9 protein-coding genes, 2 tRNA genes and 4 rRNA genes are annotated in these 18256 nt (G+C 37.9%); 1 reads left to right on the plus strand and 14 read right to left on the minus strand.

Features of this window, described 5'->3' with window-relative positions; all coding sequences use genetic code 11:
• Positions 1-70 precede the first annotated feature (70 nt).
• The 12 genes from NWE55_RS04545 to NWE55_RS04600 all read right to left on the minus strand — a co-directional run bounded on the left by NWE55_RS04545 (position 71) and on the right by NWE55_RS04600 (position 14749).
• Positions 71-1588, minus strand: a 16S ribosomal RNA gene (locus NWE55_RS04545).
• Positions 1589-1850: 262 nt separating this feature from the next.
• Positions 1851-1960: ribosomal RNA gene (gene rrf, locus NWE55_RS04550) — 5S ribosomal RNA — on the minus strand.
• A 106-nt stretch (positions 1961-2066) separates the two neighbouring features.
• Positions 2067-4958: ribosomal RNA gene (locus tag NWE55_RS04555) — 23S ribosomal RNA — on the minus strand.
• A 117-nt stretch (positions 4959-5075) separates the two neighbouring features.
• Positions 5076-5149, minus strand: a tRNA-Ala gene (locus NWE55_RS04560).
• Positions 5150-5234: 85 nt separating this feature from the next.
• Positions 5235-5308, minus strand: a tRNA-Ile gene (locus NWE55_RS04565).
• 76 nt (positions 5309-5384) lie between these two features.
• Positions 5385-6902, minus strand: a 16S ribosomal RNA gene (locus NWE55_RS04570).
• Together the 16S, 23S and 5S rRNA genes with 2 tRNA genes alongside form the textbook arrangement of a ribosomal RNA operon.
• A gap of 1032 nt (positions 6903-7934) precedes the next feature.
• On the minus strand, positions 7935-10013 hold the full coding sequence (locus NWE55_RS04575) for a S8 family serine peptidase (RefSeq protein ID WP_155093344.1): 2079 nt from the start codon (positions 10011-10013) through the stop codon (positions 7935-7937).
• A gap of 265 nt (positions 10014-10278) precedes the next feature.
• Positions 10279-10821: a hypothetical protein gene (locus NWE55_RS04580; protein WP_258204639.1), complete on the minus strand. Its 543-nt coding sequence runs from the start codon at positions 10819-10821 to the stop codon at positions 10279-10281.
• Positions 10822-10864: 43 nt separating this feature from the next.
• Positions 10865-11857, minus strand: coding sequence for an LLM class flavin-dependent oxidoreductase (locus tag NWE55_RS04585; protein ID WP_155093346.1), 993 nt, complete (start codon positions 11855-11857; stop codon positions 10865-10867).
• Positions 11858-11953: 96 nt separating this feature from the next.
• A complete protein-coding gene (gene xpt, locus NWE55_RS04590; protein WP_155093347.1) occupies positions 11954-12523 on the minus strand; it encodes a xanthine phosphoribosyltransferase in 570 nt (189 codons plus the stop codon).
• 118 nt (positions 12524-12641) lie between these two features.
• On the minus strand, positions 12642-14009 hold the full coding sequence (locus NWE55_RS04595) for an MATE family efflux transporter (RefSeq protein WP_155093348.1): 1368 nt from the start codon (positions 14007-14009) through the stop codon (positions 12642-12644).
• Between the two features lie 80 nt (positions 14010-14089).
• On the minus strand, positions 14090-14749 hold the full coding sequence (locus NWE55_RS04600) for a class I SAM-dependent methyltransferase (RefSeq protein WP_155093349.1): 660 nt from the start codon (positions 14747-14749) through the stop codon (positions 14090-14092).
• Between the two features lie 131 nt (positions 14750-14880).
• Between NWE55_RS04600 and NWE55_RS04605 the strand changes: the two genes are divergently transcribed.
• The gene (locus NWE55_RS04605) at positions 14881-15492 is read left to right on the plus strand and encodes a hypothetical protein (protein WP_258204640.1); all 612 of its coding nucleotides are present in this window, start codon (positions 14881-14883) and stop codon (positions 15490-15492) included.
• 119 nt (positions 15493-15611) lie between these two features.
• On the opposite strand, the gene istB is transcribed toward NWE55_RS04605, so the two are convergent.
• Positions 15612-16343, minus strand: coding sequence for an IS21-like element helper ATPase IstB (gene istB, locus NWE55_RS04610; protein ID WP_016649259.1), 732 nt, complete (start codon positions 16341-16343; stop codon positions 15612-15614).
• Positions 16344-16355: 12 nt separating this feature from the next.
• Positions 16356-17909 carry an IS21 family transposase gene (istA, locus tag NWE55_RS04615; protein WP_038988475.1) on the minus strand — a complete coding sequence of 518 codons (1554 nt, stop codon included), beginning with the start codon at positions 17907-17909 and terminating at the stop codon, positions 16356-16358.
• Positions 17910-18256: the final 347 nt, after the last annotated feature.

An 18256-nucleotide genomic window follows, 5' to 3' on the forward strand; every position in this document is an offset into this window, starting at 1 on the left:
ATAATACCTTTTTTTATTTTTTGAACAAGCAGCGAGAGTAAGTAGAATTAACACTTAACTAATTCTCTAGAAAGGAGGTGTTCCAGCCGCACCTTCCGGTACGGCTACCTTGTTACGACTTAGCCCCAGTCACTAGTTTTACCCTAGGCAGCTCCTTGCGGTCACCGACTTCAGGTACCCCCAGCTTCCATGGCTTGACGGGCGGTGTGTACAAGGCCCGGGAACGTATTCACCGGATCATGGCTGATATCCGATTACTAGCGATTCCAGCTTCATAGAGTCGAGTTGCAGACTCCAATCCGAACTGAGACAAGCTTTGGAGATTCGCATCCTGTTGCCAGGTAGCTGCTTTCTGTACTTGCCATTGTAGCACGTGTGTAGCCCAGGACGTAAGGGCCGTGATGATTTGACGTCATCCCCACCTTCCTCTCGGTTTGCACCGGCAGTCTTGCTAGAGTCCCCGCCTTAACGCGATGGTAACTAACAATAGGGGTTGCGCTCGTTATAGGACTTAACCTGACACCTCACGGCACGAGCTGACGACAACCATGCAGCACCTTGTAAATTGTCCGAAGAAAAGTCTGTTTCCAAACCTGTCAATCTACATTTAAGCCCTGGTAAGGTTCCTCGCGTATCATCGAATTAAACCACATGCTCCACCGCTTGTGCGGGCCCCCGTCAATTCCTTTGAGTTTCATTCTTGCGAACGTACTCCCCAGGTGGGATACTTATCACTTTCGCTTAGCCACTCAGTCCGAAAACCGAACAGCTAGTATCCATCGTTTACGGCGTGGACTACCAGGGTATCTAATCCTGTTCGCTACCCACGCTTTCGTTCATCAGCGTCAATAAGTACGTAGTAACCTGCCTTCGCAATTGGTATTCCATGTAATATCTAAGCATTTCACCGCTACACTACATATTCTAGTTACTTCCATACTATTCAAGTCAAACAGTATCAACGGCAGTTTCATAGTTAAGCTATGAGATTTCACCACTGACTTATCTGACCGCCTACGAACCCTTTAAACCCAATAATTCCGGATAACGCTCGGATCCTCCGTATTACCGCGGCTGCTGGCACGGAGTTAGCCGATCCTTATTCTTACGGTACCGTCAAATACCTACTCGTAGGCACATTTCTTCCCGTACAAAAGCAGTTTACAATCCATAGGACCGTCATCCTGCACGCGGCATGGCTGGTTCAGAGTTGCCTCCATTGACCAATATTCCTCACTGCTGCCTCCCGTAGGAGTCTGGTCCGTGTCTCAGTACCAGTGTGGGGGATCTCCCTCTCAGGACCCCTAGTCATCGTTGCCTTGGTATGCCGTTACCATACCAACTAGCTAATGACACGCATGCCCATCTTTTACCGATAAATCTTTATTATTCAAATGATGCCATCAAAATAAACCATGGAGCATTAATCCGAATTTCTTCGGGCTATTCCCCTGTAAAAGGTAGGTTGCATACGCGTTACTCACCCGTGCGCCGGTCTCTAAAAAGCAAGCTTCTTATACCCCTCGACTTGCATGTGTTAGGCCTGCCGCTAGCGTTCATCCTGAGCCAGGATCAAACTCTTCATCGTATATTTTTTATATTTTCGATTAGCGCGTTAATTCAAATCTTTCGACTTGCCTTACTCTCTTTTTGTATGCTGTTGTCCAATATGTCTTAGAACGTATTCTTCTTGTTTTTCTCACTTGTGTTTCAAAGCGAGTGCAAAAGTAGAAAACTTTATTTTACAAACCAAACTAATTCGGCTTTATTTTTTAAAGTTTTTTGTATCTTGCTTGTATTAATGTTTTTAGATAAAAAATCCTTGCTGGAAATCAGCAAGGATTTCAAAAGAAGGGCGACGACATACTCTCCCACTGGTTAGCAGTACCATCTGCGCTAGCGGGCTTAACTTCTCTGTTCGAAATGGGAAGAGGTGAGCCCCGCCGCAATAACCACCCTAAATCGGTTGTTACTTTAACGTAACTAATATTGTTAACTATATTGATATTGTAACTTAACTATCACTTAGAAAGTTGCCCTCCCCTTGTATTTAAACAAGGGGAGATTCACATAAGCTTACGGGCTATTAGTACTACTCGACTATGACATTACTGCCTTTACATCTATAGCCTATCAACGTGGTAATCTCCCACGGCCCTTTAAAGAAATCTCATCTTGTGGTGGGTTTCGCACTTATATGCTTTCAGCGCTTATCCCTGCCCAACGTAGCTACTCTGCGATGCCCCTGGCGAGACAACAGATGCACTAGAGGTTGGTCCAATTCGGTCCTCTCGTACTAGAATCAGATCCACTCAAATTTCTAACGCCCACAGTAGATAGAGACCGAACTGTCTCACGACGTTCTGAACCCAGCTCGCGTGCCACTTTAATGGGCGAACAGCCCAACCCTTGGGACCTTCTCCAGCCCCAGGATGTGACGAGCCGACATCGAGGTGCCAAACCCCCCCGTCGATATGAGCTCTTGGGGGAGATCAGCCTGTTATCCCCGGCGTACCTTTTATCCTTTGAGCGATGGCCCTTCCATGCGGAACCACCGGATCACTATGCTCTACTTTCGTACCTGGTCGACTTGTTAGTCTCTCAGTCAAGCTCCCTTATACCATTGCACTCTACGCACGGTTACCAAGCGTGCTGAGGGAACCTTTAGAAGCCTCCGTTACTCTTTTGGAGGCGACCACCCCAGTCAAACTACCCACCAAGCAATGTCCTCCACAATTGCGGAGTTAGATCTCAAATAAGCAAAGGGTGGTATTTCAACAATGACTCCACAACGCCTAGCGACGCCATTTCACAGTCTCCCACCTATCCTACACATCACTTATCCGAGAACAATACTAAGCTATAGTAAAGGTGCACAGGGTCTTTTCGTCCCACTGCGGGTAATCGGCATCTTCACCGATACTACAATTTCACCGAGCTCATGGCTGAGACAGTGTCCAGATCGTTACACCATTCGTGCAGGTCGGAACTTACCCGACAAGGAATTTCGCTACCTTAGGACCGTTATAGTTACGGCCGCCGTTTACTGGGGCTTCAATTCAATGCTTCTCAACAATTACTCATCGATAACATCTCCTCTTAACCTTCCAGCACCGGGCAGGTGTCAGGCCCTATACGTCATCTTACGATTTTGCAGAGCCCTGTGTTTTTGATAAACAGTCGCCTGGACCTCTTCACTGCGGCCAGCTTGCGCTGGCGACCTTTCTCCCGAAGTTACAGGTCTATTTTGCCTAGTTCCTTAGCCATGAATCTCTCGAGCGCCTTAGGATACTCTCCTCGACTACCTGTGTCGGTTTACGGTACGGGTACTTATAACCTATGTTTAGAAGCTTTTCTTGACAGCCCTTAGGCACACTATCTCTTTGTCCGTAGACGCTGAGTACTATCGCATTTCTCCAAGTCTGACGCATTTTACTATCAAACCTATAGGTACGTGCTTCAACGAACTATTCCGTCAGTTCGCGGTGCTTTCATCACTGTGTCACTCCATCACTGTTATAAGTAGTACGGGAATATTAACCCGTTGGCCATCGACGTCCCCCTTCGGGTGTGCCTTAGGTCCCGACTAACCCTAAGCTGATTAGCATAGCTCAGGAATCCTTAGTCTTACGGCGGGGGTGTTTCTCGCACCCCTTATCGTTACTTATGCCTACATTTTCTTTTCTATAAGCTCCAGCAATTCTCACAAATCACCTTCTCTGCCGATAGAATGCTCCCCTACCACTCACGTTATAAAACGTAAATCCATAGCTTCGGTAGTATACTTATGCCCGATTATTATCCATGCTCGATCGCTCGACTAGTGAGCTGTTACGCACTCTTTAAATGAATGGCTGCTTCCAAGCCAACATCCTAGCTGTCTGGGCAATCAAACCGCGTTTTTTCAACTTAGCATACATTTGGGGACCTTAGCTGATGGTCTGGGTTCTTTCCCTCTCGGACATGGACCTTAGCACCCATGCCCTCACTGATGATTATCATTAATTAGCATTCGGAGTTTGTCAGGAATTGGTAGGCGGTGAAGCCCCCGCATCCAATCAGTAGCTCTACCTCTAAGTAACTATGATCATCGCTGCACCTAAATGCATTTCGGGGAGTACGAGCTATTTCCGAGTTTGATTGGCCTTTCACCCCTACCCACAGGTCATCCGAAAACTTTTCAGCGTTAAACGGTTCGGTCCTCCATTTAGTGTTACCTAAACTTCAACCTGCCCATGGGTAGATCACACGGTTTCGCGTCTACCACTACTGACTAAAGCGCCCTATTCAGACTCGCTTTCGCTACGGATCCAGACCTGAAGTCCTTATCCTTGCCAGCAACGGTAACTCGTAGGCTCATTATGCAAAAGGCACGCCGTCACCCCACAAAGGGGCTCCGACCGCTTGTAGGCGTATGGTTTCAGGATCTTTTTCACTCCGTTATTCACGGTTCTTTTCACCTTTCCCTCACGGTACTGGTTCACTATCGGTCTCTCAGGAGTATTTAGCCTTAGCGGATGGTCCCGCCAGTTTCAATCAGGGTTTCACGTGCCCCGACCTACTCAGGATACCACTATTCTTATCTTTTCTTACTTATACGGGACTGTCACCCTCTTTGGTATACCTTTCCAGGTATTTCTAATTCAAGCCGCAAGAAATGTCGTGGTCCTACAACCCCAAAATTGCCGTAACAACTTTGGTTTGGGCTATTCCGCGTTCGCTCGCCACTACTTACGGAATCACTTTTGTTTTCTTCTCCTCCGCCTACTTAGATGTTTCAGTTCAGCGGGTTCGCCTCCTATACAGGATAATATGTCTTCAACATATTGGGTTGCCCCATTCGGATATCTACGGATCAATTCGTGTGTGCCAATCCCCGTAGCTTTTCGCAGCTTATCACGTCCTTCTTCGCCTCTGAGAGCCTAGGCATTCCCCATACGCCCTTATTTTGCTTATGTGCTTACAATTCTTTCGAATCGTACTTTCTATATATTTCTATATTTTTTGTTCTTTCTAACTGTTTTGTTAGTTAAGTTTTATCAATATGTCAATGAACGGTTGGACTTTAGTCCTTGTGGAGAATATCGGAGTCGAACCGATGACCTCCTGCGTGCAAGGCAGGCGCTCTAGCCAGCTGAGCTAATCCCCCGTTTTTAGTGTTTGGTTAACAGCTTACAGTTAACAGTAACTTTTAGGCGGTTAGTTTAACCTCTAGTATTTCCTGTGTATTTTAGTAGTCCCGGGCAGACTCGAACTGCCGACCCCTACATTATCAGTGTAGTACTCTAACCAGCTGAGCTACGAGACTCTGTATAATACCTTTTTTTTTATTTTTTGAACAAGCAGCGAGAGTAAGTAGAATTAACACTTGACTAATTCTCTAGAAAGGAGGTGTTCCAGCCGCACCTTCCGGTACGGCTACCTTGTTACGACTTAGCCCCAGTCACTAGTTTTACCCTAGGCAGCTCCTTGCGGTCACCGACTTCAGGTACCCCCAGCTTCCATGGCTTGACGGGCGGTGTGTACAAGGCCCGGGAACGTATTCACCGGATCATGGCTGATATCCGATTACTAGCGATTCCAGCTTCATAGAGTCGAGTTGCAGACTCCAATCCGAACTGAGACAAGCTTTGGAGATTCGCATCCTGTTGCCAGGTAGCTGCTTTCTGTACTTGCCATTGTAGCACGTGTGTAGCCCAGGACGTAAGGGCCGTGATGATTTGACGTCATCCCCACCTTCCTCTCGGTTTGCACCGGCAGTCTTGCTAGAGTCCCCGCCTTAACGCGATGGTAACTAACAATAGGGGTTGCGCTCGTTATAGGACTTAACCTGACACCTCACGGCACGAGCTGACGACAACCATGCAGCACCTTGTAAATTGTCCGAAGAAAAGTCTGTTTCCAAACCTGTCAATCTACATTTAAGCCCTGGTAAGGTTCCTCGCGTATCATCGAATTAAACCACATGCTCCACCGCTTGTGCGGGCCCCCGTCAATTCCTTTGAGTTTCATTCTTGCGAACGTACTCCCCAGGTGGGATACTTATCACTTTCGCTTAGCCACTCAGTCCGAAAACCGAACAGCTAGTATCCATCGTTTACGGCGTGGACTACCAGGGTATCTAATCCTGTTCGCTACCCACGCTTTCGTTCATCAGCGTCAATAAGTACGTAGTAACCTGCCTTCGCAATTGGTATTCCATGTAATATCTAAGCATTTCACCGCTACACTACATATTCTAGTTACTTCCATACTATTCAAGTCAAACAGTATCAACGGCAGTTTCATAGTTAAGCTATGAGATTTCACCACTGACTTATCTGACCGCCTACGAACCCTTTAAACCCAATAATTCCGGATAACGCTCGGATCCTCCGTATTACCGCGGCTGCTGGCACGGAGTTAGCCGATCCTTATTCTTACGGTACCGTCAAATACCTACTCGTAGGTACATTTCTTCCCGTACAAAAGCAGTTTACAATCCATAGGACCGTCATCCTGCACGCGGCATGGCTGGTTCAGAGTTGCCTCCATTGACCAATATTCCTCACTGCTGCCTCCCGTAGGAGTCTGGTCCGTGTCTCAGTACCAGTGTGGGGGATCTCCCTCTCAGGACCCCTAGTCATCGTTGCCTTGGTATGCCGTTACCATACCAACTAGCTAATGACACGCATGCCCATCTTTTACCGATAAATCTTTATTATTCAAATGATGCCATCCAAATAAACCATGGAGCATTAATCCGAATTTCTTCGGGCTATTCCCCTGTAAAAGGTAGGTTGCATACGCGTTACTCACCCGTGCGCCGGTCTCTAAAAAGCAAGCTTCTTATACCCCTCGACTTGCATGTGTTAGGCCTGCCGCTAGCGTTCATCCTGAGCCAGGATCAAACTCTTCATCGTATATTTTTTTATATTTTCGATTAGCGCGTTAATTCAAATCTTTCGACTTGCCTTACTCTCTTTTTGTATGCTGTTGTCCAATATGTCTTAGAACGTATTCTTCTTATTATTCTCACTTGTGTTTCAAAGCGAGTGCAAAAGTAAAACTATTTTTTAATCTCGCAAAACTTTTTTCGAAAAATTTCTTTTCCTTTTTTCTTGCGAGCCACAGTGTTTACTGAAGCGGACCGCAAAGATAATACCTTATCTTTTACTTATCCAAACTTTATTTTGTTAAAGTTTTCAAAGCTTTTCAAAGTTATTAATTCTTCTTTGCTGCTTTCTTTATATTTAGGAGCGTCTGCCTCTAGAGTCGTTATTACTTCTCTAATGCGGATGCAAAAGTAGTATCTTTTATGCTACTTCCAAACTTTATAACGCCTTTTTTTAAAGGTTTTTTTCGGAGTAACGATAACTACCTATTATGATACACGTTACAAGTGAAACTTTTTTTAGTATTTCTGATATCACAACCCTTCCCTACCTTACTTATACTTAAAGTATGTCCTATATACAAAAAGAAAAAAGATTGTAGCTTCTAAGCTAATAAATCAACAGTATAAATCCCCTCTAAAAAATTAGTTCTATTCTATATAGAAACGAAATCACCGAAATAGATAATAAAATTGACGAGATTTTAAAAGCAGAATAAGATGTCTTGCAAGAGAGGTTGGCTTGCACTTCCTTGGGGATTAGTAGCACTTTTGTAGGGGTTTTCTTGCCCAGAGAGCACTTTTGTCGAAGAAAGGTGCAAGAAACCCCCAAGCAATGCCTTACCATATCCGCAGAAAGCAATAGGTAGATCACCAATAGAAATGCGAAAATAATAAGCTTCAGGATTGAATTGAATTCACATTAATTAGATATTTATCCAATTCAGTAACTCCTATTAATATATAATTTTAAAACATTCAAAAGACTATAACATATGATAACAACAAAAAAGAGGCTAACATAATTGTTAGCCTCTTTCTACATATAGATATGATATCGTTACTGTTTGATTATACGCATTTGCTTTTTCTTCCCTTTACTTTGAACTTCTACAAAATAAATAGAACTACTCAGCTTATCGACAGGAACAACAACTATCCCATCTTCAGTACTATTATAATTAAACTCACCTACTAATCTACTATTTAAATCAAAAATACGGACACTTACAGGTGCGTCAATATACTCTTCACCCATTTTAACATTAAATGATGTTGTAGCCGGATTTGGCCAGAGCACAAATTCTAAATCTTTAAACTCCTTAGATGGATCAACAGGGTCAACAGGATCAATGATTGGCTCCTCTACAACTAAATCGTCAAACTCTCCAACAGTTACAACAAGAGAGAAATTCTGTGCTCCTGTCATCAATTCATTGTTATGAGAAACTACTATTTCATACTTTCCTGGTTCAGCTATATCGATTTCGACTTTTTCAATATTATCAACATCATTAATACCTTTAATTGCAATAGGATTCTTCCAATCTTTGGTCAATTTCCAAGGAAAATATGACACCCCGTCCTTCTTAACAACAATATCCAAATCATTAACTAAATTGGATTTGACTTTCATTTTTTCCTCATCCATATTCTCAGAAGACACTTTTCCTGGTAAATCTGTCCAAGCAAGAGTTGCAATTAATTTACGCGGCTCTTTCACATCTATTGTCTTTCTAAACTCTTGATTTGTAATCAACTTTTCTTCTAAGATAAACGCGTAATCTTTCTTTAATTCAGCAGCTTCTAAAACTTGAACCCCTGCTAAGGCATTTATAAGTCCCCAACCAAAAAGGTGGTCTGGCCCAGGATTAATCCCTGCCTCATCAGCTGTATGAGCCATTAAAGCTCTAACGGTTGCTGATTTCATAGGCGAATGATCTTTTCCAACTTTTAAAGCCCATTGTTGCCATAACAACAATACACCAGAAACAGCAGGAGCAGCCATAGATGTACCACTCAAATTACCATATAAATTAGTTTTCAATTCATTAGTACTCTTTGTTGGATTCTGATAAATAGGAGAATAAACCTTATATCCTTTAGCAGCTATATCAGGTTTAATACGGAAATCATTTGTAGGGCCTTGACTACTAAAGTAAGTTAATCGTACATCTTGTGCTCCTATATAATTAGGAACATCATGAACAGCAGCTACAACTACAACATTTTTAGAAACCGAAGTACCAGTCAACATATCCACATTTACTTTATCCGTTTTAGATCTATAGCCATGTACAGCAAAAGTTAGATCACCGTCATTTCCAGCAGCTACAACAGGTAAGTAATTATCATAATTATAAGTAACCCAATCAAACTTCTCACTCTCTGCCTCATAAGACCCAAACTTATTAGCCAACGACGAATGAAGCAAATTACCATTATCATCAAAATAGTTCAATCCATAAGAGTGATTACTAACTAACACACCTTCTTGAGCCATCTTGGTCATTTTTATAAGATCTCCATTCCAGGAATAAGACCAAATTGTAGCTTTAGGAGCAATTCCTTCAGACATACCATTAGATAGCTTTCCACCACCTGCAATGGTACCTGCAACATGGGTTGCATGCATTTTTCTCTCTTCAAAGCGCTTGTCCCTAGGTCCAGAATAGTCATTTTCTCTTTCTACTATACGACTACCACCATATTCTTCAGATGCGAAATCTTCATGATTAGCAAGCGCTAATTCACCATCAACAACTCCAGCAATCATATCTAAACCATTCAAAGAAGGAATAATTCCTTCAGGAGAATTAATTAAATCAACACGAGCAGTAACTCTTGAACCAGCATTTAATAAACGTCTATAAAGTAACATACCATTAGAGTCTATATCAAACACCTCATAGTAGCTACCGTCCCTTGTGTAACCAAAGACAGGCATATTTTGAACTTTAGCCTCTTTAATAGACCTTAAACGCCTATTCTCAATCTTAACTTCTGTTTCTCTTAAGACTTTATCTGAAAGAATAGTATAATTAGAAGTTATTTTTGCTCTTGTCTGTAAATCTTGTGCATTAAGATTAAAACAAGATAGCGGTAGCAATAATAAAATGAACCGAGTATATTTTTTCATACCATTAACAATTAAACGCGATAAAAATAGTAATAAAAAAACAAGAAACAACACTAATCACACAAAATAAAAGCATTTATATTAAACAAACCTCATTTCGACACAAACTAAATGACTTTTTAATAACATTTTGTTAACTTTTTAAATTGACGTTTCTTAAAGATATTCTTATTTGGTGCAAAACTATTAAATTTATTTAAATCAATTACAAATAAAAATGTATTAAAAAGGGGATTAAATAATTAATCCCCTTTTTAATACATTTTTATTTCTCCTTAAACGAAAGCGTCATATCTCTAACTACATCATTATATTTATCTTTCTTACTCAATAATGTCCAACTCAGAATTTGATAATATTTATTTCGAGAATTATACCATGCATAATGATATAAAATATCAATCCCTACTACTTTAGCTTCAATAGAAGTATATTTCATTTCAATACCATTTATAATAGAATCTTTCATACTTCCCTCTTTATAAACCAGATCACATGAATCAAGAACACTTGATTTTGTAATATCCACTAACCATTCAAAATTAGACCTTGTATCATTCTCATCTCTTAATTCAGACTCAACAAGACTATCAAAATCCTGTTTACTTTCACTAAAAACTATTAAGTAAAGTTCATTAAACCCATTACTCAATTGTAAATCAGCTTCCTCATTTAAATCTATACCTTCACGCATCATACTTGGCACAGTTACTGTAAACTCATTTTCATAAGATACCTCCTTTGTTGTTGTAGCATTATTACAAGAAACAATTATAAAGGCTAAAATAAATACATAAATTTTTTTCATTTTTTCATAATTTAATGATTCGCAAATTTAACAACAAAAATCATTAACCGTTAAATAATTCAGAAAACAACTTCATACTATGCAATCTATCATTACAATCGTAAATGGGTGTAGTAATCATTATTTCATCAACTTCTAAAACTTGACAAAATCTTTCGACTTCAGGACGCAAATCTTCTTTTTTACCAATAAATGAGCAAGATGTCATATTATAGACATATTCCTCCTCTTGAACAGACCACAAACCATTCATTGTATCAATAGGCGGCTGCATAGGCTCACGATCATTTCTTATTATACCAAGAAACATTCTATAAAAAGAAGTAGCTAAATATTCAGCTTTTTCAGAAGAATCAGCGAGGATAGCATTTACACAAGGCATAAAATAAGGATCTTCAAGGCATTCAGAAGCTTTAAAGTTCTTTCTATAAATAGAAGCGGCAAGTTGAATTTGATTTGGTGCAAAATGAGAAGCAAAAGCATAAGGTAATCCAAGTTCTGCAGCAAGATAAGCACTATCAGTACTTGAACCTAAAATCCAAAGTGGTACTTGTGCTCCTTCACCAGGAAAAGCGCGAACTTTAGCATTGGAATTATCAAGGCTAAAAAACTGCCTCAACTCATCAATTTGTTTTGGAAAAAAATTTGCTGACAAGGTATCATTTCGTCTAAGAGCCATAGCAGTCAACTGGTCTGTACCTGGAGCTCTTCCTAATCCCAAATCAATTCGACCAGGATATAAAGATTCTAATGTTCCAAACTGTTCTGCTATAACTAAAGGGGGGTGATTTGGCAACATTATTCCACCTGAACCCACTCTAATATTTTGGGTACCACTTGCAACATAACCAATCAGAACACTTGTTGCCGAACTTGCTATATGAGGCATATTATGATGTTCTGCCAGCCAAAATCTATTGTATTTCAGAGCATCTGCATACTGAGCTGTGTTTAATAAGCTATGCAAAGTTTCAGTCATAGTTCTATTCTTTCCTAGAATAGCAAGATCGAGAAATGAATAAGGTATATTTTTCATAAGTATAAAATCAACATAATTACCTCTAATCTAAACAATCTAACCAACAATTCAATAAAAAAGGTTCACTCAAATTTGAGTGAACCAATGAAATATTTACTTTTGAATACTTATCGTACAATTAGAGAGATCTTCAATAATAGCCAGCGACTCGACTCTTACCCCATGTTCCTCTATCATTTTTCGGCCTTCTTGAAATGCTTTTTCGATAATAAATCCCATACCTACTAAATTAGCGCCAGACTGTTTAATTAAGTCAATCACACCTAAAGCTGCATTTCCATAAGCTAAGAAATCATCTACGAACAATACATTATCGGTAGGCAGAAGAAAATCATTACTTATCACAACATCATATGTTCTATCTTTTGTAAAAGAGTGAATCTGAGTATGAAGCATATTATCCATTGTTGAAGGTTTCTTTTTCTTTGCAAAAACAACAGGAAGATTCAGTAAATATCCTGTCATAATTGCTGGTGCAATACCACTTGCTTCTATAGTCATTATCTTATTAACATTCGTTCCAGCAAATCTCCTGACAAATTCGACAGCAATAGATTTCATCAGAGTTGGATCCATTTGATGGTTAATAAAACTATCTACTTTAAGAATTCCTCCTTCAAAACATTTTCCATCTTGAAGTATACGTTTGTGCAATAATTCCATAATCGTTGTGTTATATAATGAAAATAAAATAGGGAGGTATGTCCTCCCTATTTGAATTGCAAGCAAATTTAAGCAATATAGCTAATATCACACAGCAAAAATTAATTAATTAGAAATATTACGTCCTACTCTCTTTACTAAGCCTTGTTCTGTATATAAGTTTTACAAAACTCTTTCGAACTACAACAATAACCACTGCAAAAATCATCCAATCAACAAAGGCACTTGCCCAATAAATACTACGAATGCCGAACAAAGAAGGCAAAATAAGAATGACAGGAACATATAAGATGAGTTGTCTTAAAATAGCAATAATACTTGCGGTTTTTCCATTCTCTACTGAAGGAAACCAAACCATAGCCATAAAAATAGCAGGTAACCCAAGCAAAACACTCATATAAATACGGAAATCAACCAACTGTTGACTCGAAAAAAGATAATTAGGTATCATAAGAGATAAAACTAATTGTGGAAAGCACATAACGATAATCCAAAAAGGCAATAATACAAACAATCCTGCCCAAGTAAATAAAGTATACGATTTGGTAGTTCTAAGAATATTGCCAACACCGTAGTTCATTCCTGCAACAGGCTGCAAAGCACGCATTAGACCAAACATTGGAGTATTCAATAATAAGTAAAATCTATTTACTGCTGTAAAAAAAGTAATATCAGAAGCATTACCATATCTACCTAAGGAGTTAAAAACTACAATATTTTGAACAACAACCATTACCATCATTATCAAAGCAGGCAATCCTAAAGAGATTATTTCTTTAAAAATAGCATAATCCACTTTAAAAGACCAAACAACGGTTTGAAAAGAAGACTTATTTAATTGATAGTAACCTATTCCTAAAAGTGTATAAACAAGCATTGAAAGATTGGTAGCCCAAGCAGCACCAGCTATTCCCCAATCAAATATAGAAATAAATAAAGGTTTCACTAGCACATCGATTACTAAACCGATTGCAATCATCACTGCAGCAGTCTTCATTTTACCTTCAGCTCGAATCATCATATTCAATGCTAGCCCATGGACCCATAAAAAAGTACCTAAAAGAGTAACTTTAAAATACTCAATTGCTAATAAAGCAATCTGCCCGCGTCCGCCCATTAGAGCAATCAATTCTTCAGCAAATATAAAGGCTGGTAGTAAAAACAAAATAGAAAGTATAACACTCAGAAAATTCACTGTTCCTAGACAATTCCTCAGCTTACTGTCATTACCTGAACCAATCCAGATACTAATTGCCGCACCAGCACCTGTTCCAATTAAACTTCCAATAGCTTGAGTAATCTGAGCTAAAGGAAATGCGATACCAACAGCTGCAAGTGCATCATTATTGATTAAATGGCCGACAAAAACGCCATCTAAAAAGTTATTTAAGCCAAATAATACCATTGCTGCAATAGCAGGCCAAGACATTTGCCACATAACTTTCGGTAATCTCTCATTTAAAATAGTTTGCTTTTGTTTATCCATAATACTTATTTGTTAAACTTTCAACTTTTAGATAAACAATAAAACAATGACAGTCAATTTGCTATAACTTAACTATACGTTTACTTAATGCCCTTTAGGATTACGAATGGTCTAGTTACTTTATTTCCAATCTTATCAATGGTATTCTCCAAATATTGAATTTGTTCAACATCCCTATATCCTATATTAGTCATTAATCTCATAAGCCTTTCTGTGCGGTGCAAATGAAAAATAGAATCAATGACAAAAGGAAGAGTATGAGCAAAGTCCTCTCTTATATAAGTAAAAGCAACAGTACCATTTGTTTTCAAAATTCGAAATATCTCTTGCAAATACTTCACTGGATCTTCCCAAAAATAAATTGTATTAACAACAAGACAATGAGTAAAACTATCATCCTCTACTTTAAAGTTAGCACTACCATCACCCAATAAAAACTCTATTTTCTGTTCTTTAATGAGTTTTAAATTCAGATCAGTAGCTAAATCAATCATGACTTTAGATACTTCAATACCAACATACCGAATGTTAGCACCTTGTTCAAACATATATGGTAAATGTCTTCCACTACCAAAACCTAACTCTAATACACTATCATTTGTTTTAATGTTTAGACGGTCAATAGTTTTAAAAATCATGTTACTATTAGAAACAAACATGCGATTACCAATCATCACTCCATCTTCTCCATGTGGACAACTTAGTTGATTCGCTAATTCACTATAATCCTTTTGCTCCATACCTTTAAATTTATTAACCAAAGATAGTTATTTAGAATTAATCTAAATATTTATCTTTGCACAAAATTCACTGATTTTTCACAAAATGCTATTACGCAAAAAATAAAAAAATTACGTCAAACGGATTATTTATGAAAATGACTCTTCGAAACACAATAACAAACGAAATTCTTGTAGACAGAGATTATATCACGCTTTTAAAACCTTATCACATGAAGTACGAGAACAATATCTCCGTCAGTGTCTCATCCATACTTACAAATCAAATTCAAGAATATTATTATAACGATATGGTTATATCTATAGGAAAACTACATTCTAAAAAAGAAATAACGGTTGAACTCATTACTTCAAAACCATACTATGAAATGCATTTTTGCCTAGATGGTTATTCACAATTCTATTCAACAAAAGCCAATAAAGCGCCAAAATTTACATTTAACAAAGGAGAACATAATATTTATTGTCATAAAAACTTGTATGGTATATATAGTACTAATGATCGAAACATTAATAATCAGTATTTAGAAATTATTGTCAGTAAAGAATTTGTAGATCGTATAATAATCAACTATAGAGAAATAGGATTACTTTTTAAATCAGAAAATCAAGATTTTACTACTAAGTTATTCAACGATAATATGCCTATCACATCCGAAATGTACAATACAATATTTCAAATGTGTAATTGTAACAAATTTGGAGAACTAAAAAGATCTTTTTTAGAAATAAAAGCTTATTGAATATTCCACTGAAAGTGAACAGCCTATTCCGGTGTGAAAGTGAACAGTGTATTCCAGTGTGAAAGTGGACAGTTCTTCGCCTTGTTTTTTAGTAGTATAAATATAGCTAAAAAGAGTTATTATTTTTTGATTATTTTTCTGAGAGATTCTCCTTCTAATTCAAAGCGAATAGCAGAGTGAATTATTCTATCTAAAAACGCATCTGCAATTGTTTTTTCTGAAAATAAATCATGCCATGCTTTTACAGGTAATTGTGAGCAAAAGATAGTTGTCTTATGATGATTACGATCCTCAATAATATCCATTAGTATAAGTTGCTTATCACCAGTAATGGGTTGTAATCCAAAATCATCTAAAATAAGTACATCAGTGGCGCTTAATTTTAGCAATTCTTTTAAATAACTACCATCAGCTTTAGTCATAGCCAAACGATGTAATAATTTACCTAAATTGTAGTATTTTACTTTATAACCAGCTACACAGCTTTGGAAGCCTAGTGCAGTAGCTAAGTAGCTTTTCCCTGTTCCAGTACAACCAGTAATAATGATATTTTGATTTCGATCAATAAAACTACAATCAGATAATCTTATAAAAGTGTTTTTATCTAAGTTTCTCTCAGCAGTAAACTTTACCTCTTGTAAACTAGCTTGATAGTGGAATCTAGCATTTTTTATAAGCCGCTGAGTCTTATCATTATTTCTTTGGTTATCTTCTGCCTCAACTAACCAGGCTATAAACTCGTCATTGGTAAAAGAGTCTATAGCTTTAGTTTCTAAGGATGATTCATAGGCTCTTTTCATACCATTAAGCCTAAGTTTTTGCATTTTTTCAATTGTTGCATTAACATTCATAAACATAAAGATTTAGTTAAAATAATTATTCCCTCTGATATTCTCATGTTGGGGTATAGCTTGTAAGTTTTGTTCTAATTCCTGTTGATCTAATCCGTTTTTTAAAATATTTTCAATAGCCTTATAGCTTATATGTTCATAAGCTAACGCTCGTTTACAAGCTAAGTTTAGTCTAGAATTCCCTACTTTACTAGCAAAGGACAAAACAGCTATACATGATTTAAAGCTCTGTTCTACAAAGGTTTGTTTGTGCAGTATTTTCCCAATAAAAGCTTTTGTTTCAGGGCCTATTTTATTGGCCCAACTAATAAAATACTCTTCACTCCAACCTGCATTATATTGACTTTTTGGCGGTAAATGCTCCTTTAAGGTTGAGTATCCACTAGTTCTCCTATTACGAGGATGAACAGCAATGCGTTGATAGTTATGATAGATTTCAACAATATTTTGATCTACAATAAGAGTTACTTTCTTTCCTAAGTACTGATATGGAACACTGTAGTGGTGTTTATCCTCTCTAAAATCAACGTGATAGTTTTTTAATACAGTAGCTGTTTTATAAGTTTTAATTGGATATAAATCGATTGGTAAAGCTTTAAGAGCTTGTTTTTCAAAATCCAAGAACATCTCTGTTCGGCTGCTTTGTTTCTTCTGAAAAGGATAGTCATTGTAAGGCTTTAAAAGTTTTTTAATAGCTGTGTTTAGCTGATTTATACTGAAAAATATCTGACCATGTAGTTTGGTGTAGATTCGGCTATAGGTAATATTAACTGCCATTTCCACTGGAGATTTATCCTTAGGTTTTCTGACCCTAGCAGGCATTATAGTGGTATCATAATGCATGGCAAATTTTAATAGTTGCTGATTTAATTCTGGTTCAATACGGTGTGGTTTAATTACTGCTGACTTTAGGTTATCTGGTACAATACAATTAGGTACACCACCAAAATAGTGTAATGCATTTTCAATACTTTTTATAAAATCAGGGGCTTTTTGACTTGCACAAGCCTCTACATAAGTATATTGACTAGCGCCTAGAGTGGCTACAAAAACTTCTACTTTACTAATATTTCCTGTTTGTGGGCATACAATTTCTAATTTTTTGCCAGCATAGTCAATGAATAGCTTTTCACCTGCTTTATGTTCAATAGGTACATAACCTTTTCCTTGAGCACACCAATTACTATAAGCCTCACAAAACCTACTATATTGGACCCCTTCAGGGTATTTCTCTTTGTATTGCTCCCATAGTATTAATCTTGTAAAACCTACTTGTGGTAACATTCTATCTACATAGGGAAAATACTCTAGTAGATCTGTAGTAACCTTATCGTTTTTGATTTCTGTCAGCAGATTAGGAGTATGGAATAAATCTGCTAAATCTTTTTCACTTAATTTGTCTAATTCACCAAAACTAAGCCCTGATTTACAAATATTATCTACATATTTAATCAATGTAGTTCTTGAAATTCCTAAACTAGATGCGATTCTAGAATTAGAAATTTCTTTGATTTTCATCTTAATGATACTTTTTATCATGGTCGTTGAGATAGGTTTATTAGCCATAACTTTGTGATTTTTAATCACAATTTACACTAAAAAACTAAGCTCAGAACTGTTCAGTTTGCACCGGAATCATCTGTTCAGTTTGCACCGGAAATACCTGTTCAGTTTGCACCGGAATTACCTGTTCAGTTTAGACCGGAATTACCTGTTCAGTTTAGGCCGGAATTACCTGTTCAGTTTGCACCGGAATTACCTGTTCAGTTTAAACTGGAATTACCTGTTCAGTTTAAACCGGAATTACCTGTTCAGTTTAGACCGGAATACCCACTTATGAACTAATTCTCCTTCAACTTGAACAGTACAATACGCTAAACACAAAAAACTACATTAGCAATAAAAAAGAAAAA

It is taken from the genome of Myroides albus, from assembly GCF_024722315.1.
GTDB lineage: Bacteria > Bacteroidota > Bacteroidia > Flavobacteriales > Flavobacteriaceae > Flavobacterium > Flavobacterium album_A.